Consider the following 17,819-nt stretch of genomic DNA (forward strand, 5'->3'; position numbering starts at 1 on the left):
GCCGCACCTCACCAATAGTAGAACACGCTGACGACATGCGCGATGAGTGCGGCGAGCAGCGCGATGGTCAGCGGCACATGAAAGTAGAGCCAGATTTCGAGCAGCGCCTTGGTCCGCATCTGGCGACGGATCTGGTCGATCTGCCCGGCGCGCTTCCCGAGCAAGGAGCGAACCCTCTGCTGGGCGAGATCGCTGGCATCGTCGTCATAGGCTCTGCTCGTCGAGATATGGTCGAGCGCGCTGCGCGTGGCATCGTGCCGGTCCGGCCCACGGAATCGTGCGATTACTCCAGTTCCGAGAACATCCTGTTCGAGCGCGGCGACGACCACGTCGGTGTCCTCGCGCGACAGCGGCTGCGCGGCGGTTTCAAGCTGCTTGTCGATCGCCGCAAGGCTTTCGATCATCTGTTCGCGCGTCATTTCGCGCCGATTTTCCGAAAGTCTCTGCGGCAGCGCGGCGTAGACCGCGATGCCAAAGACGCCCGAAATGATCACGAGCATCATCAGCACCCAGGCGAGCGTGTGGACGTTCCACCCGAGCTGGAAGCCGGTATGCATGGTTCCGATCACGGTGAGCGACAGGCCGAGATAGACATGCGCGCTGGTCCACCCCTTGAGGCTCCAGCTGCCCGGCGTCGGTCGCCGCTTGCGAATGCCGAGCCAGCTCAGCCACACGATCAGGCCGGCGCCAAGCGTGCCGAGCGCGTATCCGTACCAGCTGCCGCCATTGTGGCGCGGTTCGACATCGATCAGCAGGTAGGTCACGATCACGAAGAGCGCGATGAAGACGGCCATCTTCGCCCAGAAGAACGCGCGGTGCGCAAGAAAACTCTGGTGATCGGCGGCGTGCCGCTCCTCGATTTCGGCCAGGGTTTCGCCGTCGTCGCGGGAAGACAACGACGCCATCACTCGACCTCCTCTTCGAGCCGCGCAACCGTAAGGAAACGCTCGGGACTGACGCGGATCGCCGCGCCCGTGGGACATGCGCGCACGCAGGCCGGTCCGCCCTCGATCCCGCTGCACATGTCGCATTTGATAGCCAGCTTGGCGGTCTCGCCTTCCTCCGTTGCCTTGCGCTTGCGCCAGGCGAAACTGGCTTCGCCCGGACCGGGGCCGGCGCCGAACATCAACCATCTCAGCAGGCCCGGTTTTTCGGGCGGCTTTGCATCCATGCGGATCACCCCATAAGGGCAGTTGCGCTGGCAATTGCCGCAGCCGATGCAGGTCTCGTCGATCACCACCTCGCCATCGGGGCCGCGGTGGATCGCATTGGGCGGGCAGTCGGCCATGCAATGCGGATGCTCGCAGTGGCGGCAGGAAGTAGGCACGTGGAGATGCGCGTATGTGCGGCCTGCCTCGCGATCGAGGCGGCTGAGGCCGTCATGGCTGTCGGCACACGCGTTCTCGCAATTGTCGCAACCGACGCACAGTTTCTCGTCGATCAGCAGAACGTCGGTGGCCTCCCCGAGACCGTTGTCGACGAGGAATTGCGCGGTCCTGGAATACATGTCCACCGCACCGCCGAAGCTCGTCCTGCGGCTCTCGACGAAATCGTTGATTTCGCGGCGGGCCGCCATCTCTTCCAACGCGCGTTCGCGGATTTCCGGCTTGGTATCCAGCAGCGCATTGAATGCCTCGCCCGAAAAGCGGATCACCTCGCTCTTGATCGCCGCGCGCACGCTGGCTGTGCGTTTCGACCCGTCGATTACCGCCATCTCGCCGAAATAGGACCCGGCGGGCAGATAGGACAGGAATACGGGCTTCCCGCCCAGCTTCTTCTCGACCACCATCGAGCCCACTCGAACGATATAGATGTCCTGATCGTCCGCCCCTTCCTCGACAACCACCTCGCCTGCGGGAACCGAGACCACTTCGGCCGCATCGACCAGTTCGGCGATATCGGCGGGGGTGAGGCCGGCTCCGAAGATCTGCAGGACCTGCCGCTCGATCGAGATGCGATTGACCGCTCGATTGGCGGAAGGCGCGGTGGCGAGCAGCTTGAGCGCGGCGAGGCGCGAAAACTCGATTACGACTGTCGGTTCGGCCGCACAAATGGTCGAACCGCGCTTGCGGCCCGAGATCAAACCGACCTCGCCGAAGATCGACCCGGTCTCGATGGGTACCGTGACCGAGCTGTCGTTCGGGTCGACCTCGACCAGCACCGAGCCTTCGGCGATGGCGAACATGGACGAGCCTGGCTCGTTGCGTGTGAAGATGACCTCGCCGGGATCAAAGGCGTGGACCGTGCTGTCGAGGATCAGTTCGCGCATCTGGAGCGGGGAGAGTTCCTGCAGGATGACCACTTGCGTACGGAAGATCTCGAGCCATTCATCGACCGTGCGGCGACCGGGAAGCGCGGCGAACTTCTCTGCAAGAATGGGTTCGTCGGCCGGTTTCAACTCGGTATTGCCGTCAAGAAACTCGATGACGTCATACCCCTGGTTCATGCAATGCTTGATCAGCGGATAGCCCGCCAGCGCCCCGATCACATGCATTCCCGGCTGTGTGGTTTCGAAGCTTGGAGTGAGCTTGGGAAAGGCCGTGCGGTCATCGCTCGCAAACTCGACGCCGCACTCCTCGACGAACGTCCGCGGCGGCTGCGATCCGGTGCGCGCGATAATCCGATCGCAGCGGATGGTTTCCTGCCCGTCGCGCGTTTCGAGCACGATCTCTCCCTCGCGGATTTCGATCGGGCTGGTCTCACGGCGTACCGAAATCCGCCCATCCGCTTCCGCCTCTTCGAGCAGCTTGACATTCGCCCCCTTCGCGCGGGCAAATTCGGCGCGGCGGTTGAGGATGGTGACGACATTGCCCTGCGCTTCGTCTTCCGCGAGACCGAGCGCATTCTCGATCCCCGCATCGCCCGATCCGATCACGGTGATATGCTCGTCGATATACTCCCCCGGATCGTCGAGCTGATACTGCACATGCGGCAGGTCTCCGCCGGGCAGCTTGAGCAAATTGGGGTTGCCTTGCGTGCCGATGGCCAGCACCACCGCCTCTGCCTCGATGGTCGATCCGTCCGCGAGCGTAAGGACGAAAGCACCGGCTTGACCGCCGATCCCGGTCACTTCCGCATTGGTCCTGACCGACACTTCGCCTTCCGCAACCTGCCTTTCCCATGTTGCGAGGATCGCTTCGCGCTGGCCCGCCTCGAAATCGAGATCGCTGCGCAGCACCAGATTGCCGGGCGTCGCCATCACGTGCTTGCCCTTCTGGTACTTGTAGATGGTATCGGAGAGATGGTCGGTTTTCTCGAGCAGCATGTGGCTCATGCCGCGCTTGGCCGCATGCGCAGCCGCGCTCAGTCCGGCAGGACCGGAGCCGACGATGGCAACGCGAACTTTCTCGGCCAAACCGCAATCCCCCCGCGAGGCTTGCGAACCCTGTTGTCGTTGTTCCACCGTATCATAAGCGAAAGTGGAGCGCTGGCAATTGCCGGACCCGCCGGGGCAGGATAGCCCTCCGCCAGAGGAGGAGCGATGAGCGAGGAACGATCGGGCAGCCGGACGAAAACCGGCGTGTTGCTGCTTGGGCTGGCGCTGGCCGCCGTGCCGGGCGCGGTGGGCTACCGGTCGCTCGACCAGCAAGACGGTGCTGCCCCGCCGACTGCCGGGGCCGATCCGCTCGCCACGCTCGAAGCACAGGTGGCGGACGATCCGAGCGATGCTGCGGCGTGGCAGGAACTGGGCTATGCGCGCTTCGATCGCGGCGATTTCGGCGCCGCGGCCACCGCATATCGCAGGGCGATCGAGATCGATCCGGACGAGGCGGTCTTGTGGTCGGCGCTGGGCGAGGCACTGGTGATGGACAGCGAGCGCGATCCGCTGCCGGCCAACGCGCTGGCCGCCTTTCGCCATGCGATCAGTCTCGATCCCGCCGACCCTCGGGCACGCTATTTCCTCGCGGTCGAACGCGACCTCGATGGCGATCACGAAGGGGCCATCGCCGCCTGGCTGGACCTGCTCGAAGACACGCCGCGTGGCGCGCCGTGGGAGTCCGATCTTGTACGCACGATCGAGCAGGTCGGGCGGATCAATTCAATCGATGTCGCAGAGCGGATCGCGCGTGCGCAAGCGGCGCGCGGGGCGCAGGTCGCCTCTGCCGGCGGTGGCGCGGCAACGGCCGCTATTCCCGGCCCCAGCGCGGCGCAGATCGCTGCGGCCTCGGCGATGCCGCCGGGTGAGCAGCGGCAGATGGCCGAGGGCATGGTCGCCCGGCTCGAGGCGAAACTTGCGGCCGATCCCGCGAACGTCGATGGCTGGATCATGCTGATGCGCTCGCGCATGACGCTCGGTCAGCCAGACCGCGCGCGGCGGGCGCTGACCGATGCGACCAGGGCCAATCCCGCCGCAGCCGTGCAGCTGCGCGAGGCCGCCGAAGCTCTCGGAATCCGTTAGCCCTTCGGCGGCAGGTCGCTTTTGGGTTTCACGGTGATGGAGATCTGCGACAGCGAAATGATCGCGACCCAGAAGCCGATCACCGACAGGGCCGAAGCGCCGAGCACGGTGAAAGCCGCACCTTTCAACCCGTTCCAGCCCATCGCCACGTCCAGCAGGGCTAGGCCGAGCACCGTCGGAATGGCGCGGATCAGAAAGGCGGTGCCCGCCCGGCCCGCACTGACCAGCAGCGATTCCAGACTGGCGCCCACCAGTTCGATCGCCCCTGCGATGGCGAGAATGACCATGGCCCAGAACACGCGGAACTCGGGCCCTGCGATCAACTCCAATGCGGTGCGGCCGAAGAACAGCGTGACGAGCACCGCCAGCACGCCCGCGATCAGCGCGATATTGGCCATCCGGCGCGCCATGTCGTGCGCGGTATCCCTGGCGTGGACCAGCTCCGGATAGATCGCCTTCGAAACGGTCTGGGCGAGGCTCACGAGCGCCTGGCCGAGTTGGCTGGCGACGCGGAAGCCGCCCGCGGCGGTCTCGCCTCCGATCGCGCCGACCAGCAGGATCAGCACCTGCTTTGCCCCGACATTGAGGCTGCCGGTCATATTCGTCGACCAGACGAAGCTCCATGCCCCCGGATGTGCGCGTGGGATATGCCGCAGGCTAAGGCGCGACAGATCGATCCGCTCAAGCCGCCCGGCCGCTATCCACATCGCTGCCGCCACCGCGACCTCCGCCGCGGCCCAGGCAAGGACGAAACCGGTCACCGTCGGCATGGCGACGGCGGCGATGCCAGCGCCGGTGGCACGGACGATCGGCTGGACGGCCTCGGCGGCGGTGGCGCGGGCATAGGCGAAGCGCAGCCGCAGCAAGCCGGTGGGCGTAGTGCGGATCGCCAGCAGCGAAATCACGCAATAGCCGAAGGCGACCGGCAGCAGCTCGTCGGGCAGGGGCAGCCACAGCGGGGCGCTCCAGACGAGGCCTGCCGCAAGGACCAGCCCCAGTGCGACCGAAAGCAGATCGAGCGCAATGGCGAAGCCGGTCGCGTCGGCGGGACCGTCCTCTCCCGCACCCCAGCGCACGACGAACTGCCAGGTCTGGAAATTGGCCAGGCCGGTGACGGTCTGCCCCAGCGCGAGGATGATCGCGAAATAGCCGAAATGGTCGAGACCGAGCGTGCGCGTCGCCAGCGCAAGGTAGACGATGCTCAGGACGGCATTGAGGCCGCGCCCCGTCAGGAGCCAACCGATATTGCGGAGCAGGCGGTGCATCGTCCCGGCGTCGGTATCAGGCGGTTGCGAGCCGCTTCGTCAGCAGCTTTTCGGTCACCTCGAAGGTGCGCTGGTTGTCGACGTCGATGGCGCAATAGCCATGGTCCATCTCGATCGGAACGAGCGAGAATCCGAAGCGTCGCGATACTTGCTCGAACAGCTTCTCCTTCGTGCCCCAGCCAAGGAAGAAGCGGATCAGGTTGACCACGCCGAAAGCCTTCGCGATCCGGCTTGGATACTTCACGAACTGCCCGCCGTTGCGCATGATCTCGGCGGCCGACAGTGCCTTGGCGCTGCCGATCCAGTAGGTGTTGCAATTCGAGTAGCCGCCGTCGGAAAACTCGTAGAACTTCTTCTGCCCCACCGGATCGGCGGCGATTACGTCCTCCTTGCGCGCGAGGGCGGCGGCCGCGCCGGCCCCGTTGGCGATGGCCTTGTCGGCGAACTCGGTAAAATCCTCGGGCAGCCACAGGCAGTTGTCGGCCGTGGTGATCAGGATCGGATAGCTGGCGCCCTCCGCCCCGGCGAAGACGCTGTCGACGAGATTGAACGCACCCGGCTTGAATACCAGTCGGCCTTCCTCGACCAGCTTCGCGATCGAGGGGACCGCGGCGATCTCGTCGGGCTCGTGTGCGACCACGCGAATTTCGCCAATACGCGGGCTCGCGGCAACGTTCATCACCACGCGTTCGATCATCGGCATGCCGCCGACCGGAACCACGCATTTCTGGGCCACGCCGGCTCGTTCGGCGAGCGGATCGAGCACGCCCGAACGCTTGCCGGCCATGATGAGCGCGGTGACCTTGCCATTGTTCTCGCTAGTCATGCGCGCGCAGATAGGCGCGAATGGCGCGGTTGTCACTCTCCGCCCGCTCAGGCACGGGAGCGGGCATGCGGATCATCTTTTCACGCAAGGGCTTCGACAGTGCTGCGGGTGGCGGTCCGTCGCCGATCGTCGATGGACGCCCGGTGAGCCTGCCGATCCCGGCAGGGGCTGCCTCGCGCACCACCTATGGCGATCTGGGGCTGGGCGAACATGCCGCGAAGGCCAGCCGGGGAAGGCTGAGTGACCGTGACCTGTGTCACCACGACCCGATGTTTCTGGACGACGGGACCTGCCTGTTCGGCCAGTGCGGCGCGGCGCAGACGCATCTTGCCAATCAGGGGGTCGGCGTGGGCGATGTGTTCCTGTTCTTCGGCCTGTTCCGTGAAGAGGGCAGCAAGCCGCATCACCGCATCTTCGGCTATCTCGAAGCCTCGGAGGTCATCGCGCTGAGAGACGGTGTGCCAGATCATGTCATCGAGCGCGGTCATCCCCATGCGCTGGCCCTGCACGCCACGAATGACGTGATCTATGCGGGACCGGGTGAGCAGGCCCGCCTTGCCAGCGATGGCTTGCGGCTGACCGTGGAAAGTGGGCCGCCATCGCTGTGGAACCGGCCCGAATGGCTGAAACCGGGCGGGTTGAGTTATCACGATCGCGAGGACCGCTGGCTGCGTGGCAGCCGTCTGAAAAGCGTCGCAAGAGGACAGGAATTCGTCGCCGATATCGGCAGGCGCAGGGCCCCGCGCGAATGGCTCGCGCGGGTGCTGGCCGAGATCAGAGCGTCTTGATGATTGCCGAGAAATCGAGCCCTGCGTTTTCTTCGGCGAAATGCTCGTACAGGTCCTTCGCGTGGCGACCGAGCGGGGTGGAGGCATCGGCGGTTTCGGCCGCTTCCATCGCCAGCTTCAGATCCTTGAGCATCAGCCCGGTGGCGAAGCCGCCCTGGTACTCCTTGTCCGCCGGGCTTTCGACGCCGACGCCGGGCATGGGCGTATAGGCATTGAGCGACCAGCAATAGCCCGAGGATTGGCTGGAAATCTCGTAGAATTTCTGCGGGTCGAGCCCGAGTTTCTCGGCCATTTTCATGGCTTCGGCGGTGCCGATCATCGAGATGGCGAGCAGCATGTTGTTGCAGATCTTGGCGGTCTGGCCCGCACCTGCATCGCCCGCATGGATCACCGCCTTGCCCATCGCCTGCAGCACTTCTTCGGCGCGCTTGAACGCCTTGTCGGTGCCGCCGACCATGAAGGTGAGCGTGCCGCCATTGGCCGCCGCGATCCCGCCCGAAACGGGCGCATCGACCATGTCGTATCCGGCGGCCTCGGCCTTGGCGGCCACCTCCTTGGCGGTGGCGACGTCGATGGTCGAGCAATCGAGCAGCACCGCACCTGCGGGCGCCTTGCCGATCACGCTGCCCTCGTAGACCGATTTCACGATCGCGCCATTGGGGAGCATCGTCACCACGCCGTCGACACCCTGTACGGCTTCGGACGCATCGGTGAAGGTCGTGCAGCCATTGTCCTTGGCCGTTGCGAGAGCCTCTTCCGACAAGTCGAAGGCGTTTACGTCATGCCCCGCCTTGACAAGATTCGCGGCCATCCCGCCGCCCATATTGCCGAGGCCGATGAAGGCGATTTTCATTTTACTTTCCTCTCTAGCTTCTCAGCCATTTCCCCAACGCAGCCGCAGCGAAGATGAATGGTAGAATGAATAGGGACAACCTGCCCAGAGCGCCGGGGAGGTGAGGGCTGTCCCAAGGGAAGACCGGTATGAAAGCCGCGCTGACGATGACAGACGCAACAAGGCCAATCGACGTAGCTACGATAATGTTTGTCTTTCCACTTCTCGTCAAAATGGCACTGATAGCGGCGCCAAAAACAAGCGTTGCCAATGCGAGGAGACCAGTTCCCACGGGCTCAGCGCCCCTTCCACTTGCCTTCGCGCTTTTCGACGAAGGCGGCCATGCCTTCCTTCTTGTCCTCGCTCGCGGTGAGTATCTGGAAGATGCGGCGCTCGACCACCAGGCCCTGGTCGAGGCTGGTCTCGAAGGCGGCGTTGACCATTTCCTTGTTCGCGATCGCGGCCATGGGCGGCATCGCGGCGATCTGCGCGGCGGTCTTCATGGCTTCGTCGAGCAATTCGGCATGCGCCACCACGCGCGCGACGAGGTTGCTGCGCTCGGCTTCCTCGGCGTCCATCATGCGGCCCGTCAGGCACATTTCCATCGCCTTCGACTTGCCGACCGCCTTGGTTAGCCGCTGCGAGCCGCCCATGCCCGGAGCCACGCCGAGCTTGATTTCGGGCTGGCCGAACTTGGCGTTCTCGCTGGCGATGATGAAGTCCGCCATCATCGCTAGTTCGCACCCGCCGCCGAGCGCGAAGCCGTTGACCGCCGCGATCCACGGCTTGCGGGTCTTCTTGACGATCTCGCTGGTCCAGGGCGCGAAGAAATCCTCGAGATAGAAGTCGGCGGCTTCCTTCTCGCTCATTTCCTTGATGTCGGCGCCCGCGGCGAAGGCCTTGTCGCCCGAACCGGTGAGCACCGCGCACAGCTGGCTGCTGTCGGCCTGATAGGCGGCGAAGGCCTCGATCAGCTCCTCGAGCACCCTGGAGTTCAGGGCATTGAGCGCCTTGGGGCGGTTGAGCGTGATCAGCGTGACCGCGTCGCGCTGTTCGACGGTGATGGTTTCGTAAGTCACTTTATTCTCCGTCATCCCGGCGAAAGCCGGGATCTCTCTCAGTTAAGTCCGAGCAGGCGGACAGCGATCCCGGCTTTCACCGGGATGACGACAATTAGAAAGGTTTCCACTCCTCGCCTTCGGGCAGGGGCGCGAAGATGCTGTCGAGCAGCTCCTCGCTCACGCCTTCGGGCGTTGCCGGATCCCATTTGGGGTCGTTGGTCTTGTCGACGATCACCGCGCGTACACCCTCGGCGAAATCCGGACGGGTCAGCACGCGGCTGGCGATGCGGTATTCCATGCGCATGTTGTCGGCGAAATCATCGAGCTTTGCGCTTGTCGCAAGCTGGCGCAGCGCGACCTTGCAGGTCTGCGGGCTCTTTGTGCGCAGCGTGGCCAGTTCCTTGGCCGCCCATTCGATGTCGTCCATCTCGAGGCTGGCGAGGATGTCCTCGTAGCGGTCGGAGGCGAAGTGCTTCTTGATGCGGTCGGCATTGCCCGCGATCCGCGCCTCGGGCGGCGTGACCGACAGATCGGATAGGATCCCGCCGATGCGCTCGGGATGTTCGATGATGCGGGCCTTGGCCTCGGCCAGCTTCTCGCTCGGCAGATAATGTGTCGCGATGCCCGCCCACAGGCATTCCGCCCCGTCGAGCCGCGCGCCGGTCAGCGCAAGGAACTGACCCAGACGCCCGCCGAGCCGCGAGAGGTGCCAGCCACCGCCGACGTCGGGAAACAGGCCGATCCCGGTTTCGGGCATGGCGAAACGCGTGTTCTCGGTCGCGATGCGGTATTTGCATGGCAGCGCGATGCCTACCCCGCCGCCCATGGTGATGCCGTCCATGAAGGCCACGATCGGCTTGTCATATTCGAACATCTGGTGGTTGAGCTGGTACTCGTCGTGGAAGAACTTGCGCCCGCTTTCGCCGCCATCATTGAGCGCTGAGTGGCGCAGCAGGTTGATGTCTCCGCCCGCGCAAAAACCGCGCCCTTCCGCATGGTCGAGTATGACCGCCTCGATTGTGTCGTCATCGGCCCATTTGCTCAATGCCGCGCTCATCGCGTGACACATGTCGAGTGTCAGCGCATGCAGCGCCTTGGGCCGATTAAGCGAGATATGGCCCACCCCGCCATGCGTGTGGATGTTCACCTGGTCGGTCATGCAGCTTTCCTGTGTTCTATCAGATCCCAGCGATTGCCCCAGGGATCGTTGAAGACCGCGACCGTGCCATAGGGTTCTTCGCGCGGCCCGTCGGTGAAGTCGACGCCCCATGCCGTCATCCGGGCATGGTCGGCGGCAAAATCGTCGGTGTCGAGAAACCACCCGACGCGCCCGCCGGTCTGATTGCCGATCGCCGCGCGCTGTTCCTCGTTCACGGCACGCGCCAACAGCAGCCTGCCGCCGTGCGACCCGACCATAACCACCCAGCGCTTGCCACCGCCCAGCTCGGTGTCCTCCTCCACGGCGAAACCCAATCCGTCGCGGAAAAAGGCAATTGCCTCGTCGTAGTCGGGCACCACGAGCGCAGTCATGGCAAGGCCGATCACTGGCGCAGCATCTCCCGGCCCACGATCATGCGCATGACCTGGTTGGTGCCCTCGAGGATCGAGTGAACGCGCAGGTCGCGCCAGAAGCGTTCGATCGGGTATTCCTTGAGGTAGCCATAGCCGCCGAACAGCTGCAGCGCGTTGTTGACGACATTGCTGCCGCTGTCGGTCGAGAGGCGCTTGGCCATGGCCGAAAACTTGCTCTTGTCGGGCGCGTTGTCGGTTACTTTGGCCGCGGCGAGATAAAGCAGCGCGCGCGCCGCCTCGAGTTCGGTCGCCATGTCGGCCAGCATGAACTGCGTGTTCTGGAAATCGGCGATCGGCTGGCCGAACTGCTGGCGCTCCTTGGTGTAATTCACCGCCTCGTCGAGACAGCGCTGCGCGCCGCCGAGCGAACACGCGCCGATGTTGAGCCGCCCGCCGTCGAGGCCCATCATCGCATAGCGGAAGCCATCGCCTTCGGGGCCGACGCGGTTGGCCACGGGCACACGCGCGTCCTCGAAGATCAGCTGAGCGGTGGGCGAGGCATTCCAGCCGAGTTTCTTTTCCGGCTTGCCGAAGGAGACGCCCGGCGTGTCCTTGTCGATCACCAGGCAGGTGATGCCCTTGGTCTTGTGCTCGCCGGTGCGAACCATGGTGACGTAGACGTCGTTGAAGCCGCTGCCGGAGATAAACTGCTTGGTGCCGTTCAGCACATAATGGTCGCCATCGAGCTTGGCGCTGGTCTTGAGGCCCGCCGCGTCCGAGCCGCTCCCCGGTTCGGTCAGCGCATAGCTCGCGACCTTCTCCATCGTGACGAGATCGGGCAGGTAGCGTGCCTTGACTTCCTCGCCGCCGAAGCGGTCGATCATCCATGCGGCCATGTTGTGGATCGAGATGAACGAGCTGGTCGCCGCGCAGCCATAGGCCATGGCTTCCATTATCAGCGCCGCTTCGAGCCGGCCGAGGCCGATGCCGCCCGATTCCTCGCTGACGTAGATTGCCCCGAAACCGAGCTCGGCGCTCTGCTTGATCACGTCAATGGGGAAGTGCGATTTCTCGTCCCATTCGCCCGCGAAGGGGGTGATGTTGTCGGCGGTGAAGCGCTGCGCCATTTCCTGGATCTGCAGCTGCTCATCGGTGAGCTGGAATTGTCCTGCATTCGTAGTCATGGCGCGTCCCCTAGCGCTGCAGGTGACGCTAGGGAAGGGCATGCGGACGAAGCAAGCCGGATGTACAGGAGAAATTACCCCTTGCATGTAACGTGATCGTGTCGGTCGGCGAATTGCGGCAGGGTGCCCAGCCCGAAAGGAGTCGATGGATGGACGCGGCGATGCGAATCATTCTGGTCTACAATGCCGATGGCAGCGCGCTGAACAGAATCGGCGATGCGCTGCACAAGCTGTTCGCGCCCAAGACCTATCCGTGCTCGCTATGCATGCTGTCCTACGGCCCGCTGGCAATGCGCGCCAAATGGCGCAAATACCTCAAAGACCTGCCGCAGGAAGTGTCCGAGCTGCATCGCGACGAGTTCCACGAACTCTACGATGTGCCGCACATCCCGCTGCCGGCTATCCTGAGCGTGGCCGCGGATGGGCGGCTCGAGGTGCTGCACTCCAAACCGCAGCTCGACGCGTTGCGCAATGTCGATGAACTGATCGCGGCAATGGAGGCTGCCCTGGCCGCGCGTTGATCGGCCGAAGGTCAGGCGCCGACGACCGCCTCCGCCTCGATCTCGACCTTCCATTCCTCGCGGCAAAGCCACGCCACCCCGGCCATGGTCGCCGCAGGGCGTGTATCGCCGAAAAAGCGCGCGTGGACGGCTCCGACCGCATCCTGATCCGTAGGATCGGTCAGCAGCATCCGGGTGCGCACGACATCGCTCGCGCTGCCGCCCAGATCCTCGATCGCGCGCAGGATCAGGATCAAGCAGCGCTCGGCCTGCTTGGCGGCATCGCCCTTGGTTGACGAGCCGTCATCTTCTACCGGCCCTGTGCCGGCGACCACAATGCGGTTACCCTCGCGCACCGCGCGGGCGAAGCCGAACTGCGCTTCATATGGCGAGCCGGTGAGAGCACGGCGACGCGTCACCCGCAGGTAATCTCGGTAATGGTCATCGCCGCGTCGTAGCGCACGTTGACCCGGTTGCTGCGGTAATCCATCGTCCAGTTCGAATAGGGCGGGCCCCAGCGCAATATGGTCGCGCCGCTCTTTTCGACGATCTCCTCGCCGATTTCGTCATTCGCCTGGCGGCCCAGATAGTTCTGCACCGCCTCCGCATCGCACATGCCGCCCGTCAGTTGTCGCATCCGATCGGCCGGTGTTTCGGCGGGCTCGGCATTTCCCGCGCATGCGGCCACCGGCAGTGCGAGACTGGTGAGAATCGGAATACGCATGGCACTATCTCCCTATTCGCATTTTGTCAGCGGCATGGGCTCGAACGGCTCGTCATCCACGGCCGAAGGGGTGAGGGTGTTTCCATCGTCAGAGAGGGTGAACCTGCGCTTCATCTGCCACTGCTCGCCTTCCCCCTCCATCGCCAGCGAAACGACGATATCCTGCGGACTTTCGACCACGATACGCGTGATCTCGCCGTAGGATTCGTAGAACTGCATCGAACGCGGCCCGATTTCGACCCGCAGGTCCGATGCCGGATCGCAGGTGCCTTCGACATAGTCCCACACGCCGAGGTAATCCGCCGGGACGATATCCGCCGTCACCGGCGCGGGTGGCCCGGCGCCGTCGCCGATCCCGCCGTCGGGTTCGACCGGCATCATGGTTTCGGCGGCTTCGGGCTCGCCCGCCGGATCAGCGCTGTCCGAACAGGCGGCGAGCAGCAGAGCGGCGGGCAGGGCGGCGGGAAGAAACGGGCGTATCGTCATTTCTCCCCAACGCACCGGGCTCATTCCCTATCCCATCGTCGGGATGACGAAGGCGTTCGAGCCGTCGCCGCCCCCGTCGGGCCAGCGCTGGGTGACCTTCTTGGCCTTGGTCCAGAATTTGAGGCCTTCCATGCCGTACTGGTCGGTGTCGCCGAAGCCCGAGCGCTTCCAGCCGCCAAAGCTGTGGTAGCTCACCGGCACCGGGATCGGCACGTTGATACCGACCATGCCGACATTCACGCGGTTGGCGAATTCGCGCGCGGCGTGGCCGTTGCGGGTGAAGATCGCGACGCCATTGCCATATTGGTGCTCGCTCGGCAGGCGCACGGCCTCCTCGAAGTCCTTGGCGCGCACGATCTGCAGGACGGGACCGAAGATTTCTTCCTGGTAGCTTTCCATGTCGGTGGTGACACGGTCGAGCAGCGTCGGGCCGACGAAGAAGCCGTTCTCGTGCCCCTGCAGGCTGAATCCGCGGCCGTCGATCACGACTTCGGCGCCTTCCTTCTCTGACGTGTCGATCCAGCCTTCGACGCGCGCCTTGTGCTCGGGCGTGACGACCGGGCCGTAATGCGCATCGGGATCGGTCGAGACGCCGACGCGCAGGCCATTGATCGCCGGGATCAGTTTCTCGCGCAGCTTGTCGGCGGTATCGTGGCCGACCGGGACCACGACCGGGAGCGCCATGCAGCGCTCGCCCGCCGAGCCGAAGGCTGCGCCCGCGAGATCGTTGACCACCTGGTCGAGATCCGCGTCGGGCATGACGATGCCGTGGTTCTTCGCGCCGCCCATCGCCTGGACGCGCTTTCCGGCAGCGACGCCGCGCTTGTAGACGTAATGCGCGATGTCGGAGGAGCCGACGAAGCTGACCGCAGCGATATCCTCGTGGTCGAGGATGGCGTCGACCATTTCCTTGTCGCCGTGGACGACCTGCAGCAGCCCCTCGGGCGCGCCCGCTTCCACGAACAGTTCGGCGAGGCGGACGGGCACGCTGGGATCGCGCTCGGACGGCTTGAGGATGAAGGCGTTGCCGACCGCGATCGCCATGCCGAACATCCACATCGGGATCATCGCGGGGAAGTTGAACGGGGTGATACCCGCCCCGATGCCGAGCGGCTGACGCATCGAATAGACGTCGATGCCCGGACCTGCCCCTTGCGTATATTCGCCCTTCAGCGCCTGCGGGATACCACAGGCGAATTCGATCACCTCGAGGCCGCGCTGCACGTCGCCATGCGCATCGTCGACCACCTTGCCGTGTTCGCTGGCGAGCAGTTCGGCGAGCTCCTGCTTGTTGGCTTCGACCAGCCGCTTGAACTCGAACATCACGCGGGCGCGTTTCTGCGGATTGGTCGCGGCCCATGCGGGCTGGACCTTCTTCGCCGCATCGACTGCCTTTTGCAGCAATGCCGCATCGCCCAGTGGGACTTCGGCCTGCACCTCGCCCGTGGACGGGTTCCAGATCTGGTGGGTGCGGGCAGCGGAGCCGCCGCCGCCGCCGACGATGAAATGGTCAACCTGACGCATGATAGATCCTCTCTTTTCTTGCTAACGGCCCATAGCCGCGAGAGGTCCGAAATCAACCGCGTTCGGGCAAAATCGCCAACATCCGCGGCTAGCCGATGGCGGCCATCCATTGCGCGCACAGGATCGCGCCATAGGTGCCCAGCGCATAGCCGAGCACCGCCAGCAGCACGCCCACTGGCGCCAGCGCAGGGTGGAAGGCCGCTGCGACGACCGGGGCCGAAGCCGCCCCGCCGACATTGGCCTTGCTTCCCACGGCGACGAAGAAGAACGGTGCCTTGATGATTTTGGCTACCACCAGCAGCAGGATCACGTGGAACAGCATCCAGATGAAGCCGATCGCCATGAAGGCGGGGGCATCGGCGATCTTGGTCACATCCATCCTCGTGCCGATCACCGCGACCAGCAGGAAGATGAACAATACGCCGAACTTGCTCGCGCCGATTCCTTCGAGCTCACGCGCCCGGGTGAAGCTGGCGGCGAGGCCGGCGGTGGTCGAGATCACGACGACCCAGAAGAACTCGCTCGCCAGCGTCGCTTCCTCGCCTTGCAATGCGGCGAAGAAGCCGCCCAACCAGCCGCCGAGCAGGTGCGACATGCCGACGATGGCAAAAGTCGCGCCAAACAGCAGCACATAGTCGTTGGCCTTGGCGACGCGTTCGATGCTTTCGGTATAATTCGCCATCGTATCGCGCAGCCTCGCGATCGAGGAACTGTCGGCGCCCAGCCACTTGTCGACCCGCTCATGCGCGCCCGCGCCATAGAGCAGGAAGATCATCCAGATCTCGGCGACGATGATGTCGACCGCGAGCAGCGCGGCGAAACCTTCGAGCGGGTAGCCATAGACTTCGAGCATGGCGGTCTGGTTCGCGCCGCCGCCGATCCAGCTCCCGGCCAGCGTCGCCAGCCCGCGCCATGCCGCGGTGTCGCCCGAACCGATCACCGCCGGCTCGAACTGGGCGACGATCCACAGCGCCAGCGGACCGCCGATCACGATCCCCACCGTGGCGGTCAGGAACATGATGATCGCCTTGTTGCCGAGACCGAGGATGCCCTTGATGTCGATGCTCAGCGTCATCAGGAACAGTGCGGCGGGGAGGAAATAGTCCTTCGCCACCGGCCACAGATTGCTTTCGGAAACGTCGATCAGCCCGAAGGTCGTCATGAGGCTGGGCACGAGGTAGCAGACGAGGATGATCGGCACGAACACGTAGAAGCGCTGCCAGCCGGGCCGGTCGCGCGTCGCGAAGACGAAGCCGAGCACGAGGGCCAGCAGCCCGAGAACAATTCTGTCGTCGCTGATCATGCGCCCCGCGGCCCCGCCCGTCGTTTCCGTTCTGCGCGCGGCCTAGCGCGGTCATGGGCGAATGCCAATTGCCGCTGCGCGGTCTTACACGGCGGAACTGAAGAGGCGTGTGGAGACGGGGCGATAGGCGTCGAAGATCGCGGCGATCGAACGCGCGTAGGGCAGGCCTTCGGGGAGGATTTCCAGCCACTGCCGGTCGATCGTGGCCAGCCCGCGTTCGAAGAAGGGCTGCAGCCGGCCATGGGCTTCGCGCATCAGACAGGCGCCGAGCCGCGCGCGGCCCTGGCACAGCAATTGTTCGATCACCGCTCCGCGATAGCGGTCGTCGGCGCTGCGGACCACGCCTCTGCTCGCGGACAGCAAGCCTTGCGAGGAGAGCATGCGATAGCGACCGCTGTTCTTCTCGTTCTGCGCGAGCAAGTGCGGGAAACTGCCGATCGAGGACGCGCCGAGCCCGATCAGCACCTCGCTCTGGTCGTCGGTAAAGCCCTGGAAATTACGCTTCAACGTGCCATCGAAGGCGGCGCGGGCGAGCGGATCGCCGCCGGGCCTGGCGAAATGGTCGAACCCGATGGGTGTGTAGCCATGCGTTGCGAAATAGGCATAGCCCATCTCGGCCATGGCAAAGCGTTCGGCCTGGTCGGGCAGGTTGCTCGCATCGATCGCGCGCTGGCGCGGGACGATGTGCGGAACATGCGCATAGCCGAACAATGCGATCCGATCCGCGCCGAGCACGCGGGTTCGCTGCAGCGTGTCTTCCAAATCATGCATCGACTGACCGGGCAGGCCATACATGAGATCGAAATTGAGCGATGTGACGCCCGCATCGCGCAGCCAGTCGACCGTCTCGACGATGCAGTCTTCCGGCTGCACGCGGCCGATGGCCTGCTGGCAATGATCGGCGAATGTCTGCACGCCCAGGCTTGCGCGTGTAATGCCCAGTTCGCCGATGACCCTTGCCCAGTCAGCCGTCATCGTGCGCGGATCGAGTTCAATCGACAGCGTGGGTTCGTCCAGCGTGAAATGCCCGGCGAGCGCGGCAAAAAGCGCGCGGAAATCGTCGGGGGTGATCGCATTGGGGCTGCCCCCGCCGAAGGCGATCCGGCCGATACGCACATCGTCGGGCAGCTCGCGTGCGACGGTCTCGATCTCGCGGTGCAGGGCCGCGAGATAGGATTCGAGCCGCTGGCGCCGGTTCGACTTGCCGGTGTTGCAACCGCAGTAGAAGCAGATCTTCTCGCAGAACGGGATGTGCACATAGAGCGAAATTTCCCCCCGCACCTGTCGCAGCGCCGATGAGTAGATTTCGGCCGGTATCTCATCGAAATCGGCGGCGGTGGGATAGCTCGTGTAACGGGGCACGGGCTTGGCGAGCAGGTCTGGGTAATAGGTCCACATGCGCGCCTTGTGCGCAG

At 64.6% G+C, this 17,819-nt stretch carries 18 protein-coding genes; 3 read left to right on the top strand and 15 right to left on the bottom strand.

The window, feature by feature from the left end; all coding sequences use genetic code 11:
- Positions 1–8: 8 nt before the first annotated feature.
- Both ACQY4G_RS07735 and ACQY4G_RS07740 read right to left on the bottom strand, forming a co-directional pair.
- Positions 9–905 carry a hypothetical protein gene (locus ACQY4G_RS07735; RefSeq protein WP_421990013.1) on the bottom strand — a complete coding sequence of 299 codons (897 nt, stop codon included), beginning with the start codon at positions 903–905 and terminating at the stop codon, positions 9–11.
- Positions 905–3,355, bottom strand: coding sequence for an NAD(P)-binding domain-containing protein (locus ACQY4G_RS07740; protein WP_421990015.1), 2,451 nt, complete (start codon positions 3,353–3,355; stop codon positions 905–907). The genes ACQY4G_RS07735 and ACQY4G_RS07740 overlap by 1 nt, the downstream gene beginning before the upstream one ends.
- Positions 3,356–3,481: 126 nt before the next feature.
- On the opposite strand from ACQY4G_RS07740, the gene ACQY4G_RS07745 reads away from it, so the two are divergent.
- Positions 3,482–4,399, top strand: coding sequence for a tetratricopeptide repeat protein (locus ACQY4G_RS07745; protein WP_421990017.1), 918 nt, complete (start codon positions 3,482–3,484; stop codon positions 4,397–4,399).
- Here ACQY4G_RS07745 and ACQY4G_RS07750 read toward each other — a convergent pair.
- Together ACQY4G_RS07750 and ACQY4G_RS07755 are read right to left on the bottom strand one after the other, a co-directional pair.
- Positions 4,396–5,664 (bottom strand): lipopolysaccharide biosynthesis protein, encoded by a 1,269-nt coding sequence (locus ACQY4G_RS07750; RefSeq protein WP_421990019.1) that lies wholly within the window; start codon positions 5,662–5,664, stop codon positions 4,396–4,398. The two genes, ACQY4G_RS07745 and ACQY4G_RS07750, sit on opposite strands and share 4 nt — an antisense overlap.
- A gap of 16 nt (positions 5,665–5,680) precedes the next feature.
- Positions 5,681–6,490 (bottom strand): NTP transferase domain-containing protein, encoded by an 810-nt coding sequence (locus ACQY4G_RS07755; RefSeq protein WP_421990021.1) that lies wholly within the window; start codon positions 6,488–6,490, stop codon positions 5,681–5,683.
- A gap of 65 nt (positions 6,491–6,555) precedes the next feature.
- Here ACQY4G_RS07755 and ACQY4G_RS07760 point away from each other — a divergent pair, with 65 nt between their 5' ends.
- Positions 6,556–7,278, top strand: coding sequence for a hypothetical protein (locus ACQY4G_RS07760; protein WP_421990023.1), 723 nt, complete (start codon positions 6,556–6,558; stop codon positions 7,276–7,278).
- Here the strand turns inward: ACQY4G_RS07760 and mmsB are convergent.
- The 5 genes from mmsB to ACQY4G_RS07785 all read right to left on the bottom strand — a co-directional run bounded on the left by mmsB (position 7,265) and on the right by ACQY4G_RS07785 (position 11,867).
- A complete protein-coding gene (mmsB, locus tag ACQY4G_RS07765; protein WP_421990025.1) occupies positions 7,265–8,131 on the bottom strand; it encodes a 3-hydroxyisobutyrate dehydrogenase in 867 nt (288 codons plus the stop codon). The two genes, ACQY4G_RS07760 and mmsB, sit on opposite strands and share 14 nt — an antisense overlap.
- A gap of 275 nt (positions 8,132–8,406) precedes the next feature.
- Positions 8,407–9,189: an enoyl-CoA hydratase-related protein gene (locus ACQY4G_RS07770; protein ID WP_421990027.1), complete on the bottom strand. Its 783-nt coding sequence runs from the start codon at positions 9,187–9,189 to the stop codon at positions 8,407–8,409.
- Positions 9,190–9,283: 94 nt separating this feature from the next.
- Complete coding sequence (locus tag ACQY4G_RS07775; protein WP_421990029.1) at positions 9,284–10,330, bottom strand: enoyl-CoA hydratase/isomerase family protein; 1,047 nt, start codon at positions 10,328–10,330, stop codon at positions 9,284–9,286.
- Positions 10,327–10,716 carry a VOC family protein gene (locus ACQY4G_RS07780; protein ID WP_291174982.1) on the bottom strand — a complete coding sequence of 130 codons (390 nt, stop codon included), beginning with the start codon at positions 10,714–10,716 and terminating at the stop codon, positions 10,327–10,329. Before ACQY4G_RS07780 ends, ACQY4G_RS07775 begins: the two co-directional genes overlap by 4 nt.
- Positions 10,713–11,867 (bottom strand): acyl-CoA dehydrogenase family protein, encoded by a 1,155-nt coding sequence (locus ACQY4G_RS07785; RefSeq protein ID WP_067693569.1) that lies wholly within the window; start codon positions 11,865–11,867, stop codon positions 10,713–10,715. Before ACQY4G_RS07785 ends, ACQY4G_RS07780 begins: the two co-directional genes overlap by 4 nt.
- A gap of 149 nt (positions 11,868–12,016) precedes the next feature.
- On the opposite strand from ACQY4G_RS07785, the gene ACQY4G_RS07790 reads away from it, so the two are divergent.
- Positions 12,017–12,388 (top strand): hypothetical protein, encoded by a 372-nt coding sequence (locus tag ACQY4G_RS07790; RefSeq protein ID WP_421990031.1) that lies wholly within the window; start codon positions 12,017–12,019, stop codon positions 12,386–12,388.
- A gap of 11 nt (positions 12,389–12,399) precedes the next feature.
- Here the strand turns inward: ACQY4G_RS07790 and ACQY4G_RS07795 are convergent, their stop codons facing one another.
- The 6 genes from ACQY4G_RS07795 to hemN form a co-directional block, all read right to left on the bottom strand.
- Positions 12,400–12,786 (bottom strand): RidA family protein, encoded by a 387-nt coding sequence (locus ACQY4G_RS07795; RefSeq protein WP_421990033.1) that lies wholly within the window; start codon positions 12,784–12,786, stop codon positions 12,400–12,402.
- Positions 12,783–13,091: an I78 family peptidase inhibitor gene (locus ACQY4G_RS07800; protein WP_421990035.1), complete on the bottom strand. Its 309-nt coding sequence runs from the start codon at positions 13,089–13,091 to the stop codon at positions 12,783–12,785. Before ACQY4G_RS07800 ends, ACQY4G_RS07795 begins: the two co-directional genes overlap by 4 nt.
- A 12-nt stretch (positions 13,092–13,103) precedes the next feature.
- Positions 13,104–13,577, bottom strand: coding sequence for a hypothetical protein (locus ACQY4G_RS07805; RefSeq protein ID WP_421990037.1), 474 nt, complete (start codon positions 13,575–13,577; stop codon positions 13,104–13,106).
- Positions 13,578–13,604: 27 nt separating this feature from the next.
- Entirely contained in the window at positions 13,605–15,101 is a 1,497-nt protein-coding gene (locus ACQY4G_RS07810; RefSeq protein WP_421990039.1) for a CoA-acylating methylmalonate-semialdehyde dehydrogenase, read from the bottom strand.
- An 88-nt stretch (positions 15,102–15,189) separates the two neighbouring features.
- Positions 15,190–16,404: a DUF819 domain-containing protein gene (locus ACQY4G_RS07815; RefSeq protein ID WP_421990041.1), complete on the bottom strand. Its 1,215-nt coding sequence runs from the start codon at positions 16,402–16,404 to the stop codon at positions 15,190–15,192.
- Positions 16,405–16,488: 84 nt separating this feature from the next.
- Positions 16,489–17,802, bottom strand: coding sequence for an oxygen-independent coproporphyrinogen III oxidase (hemN, locus tag ACQY4G_RS07820; protein ID WP_421993588.1), 1,314 nt, complete (start codon positions 17,800–17,802; stop codon positions 16,489–16,491).
- Between the last annotated feature and the right edge of the window lie 17 nt (positions 17,803–17,819).

This window comes from Qipengyuania sp. (assembly GCF_965277845.1).
Taxonomy (GTDB): domain Bacteria; phylum Pseudomonadota; class Alphaproteobacteria; order Sphingomonadales; family Sphingomonadaceae; genus Qipengyuania.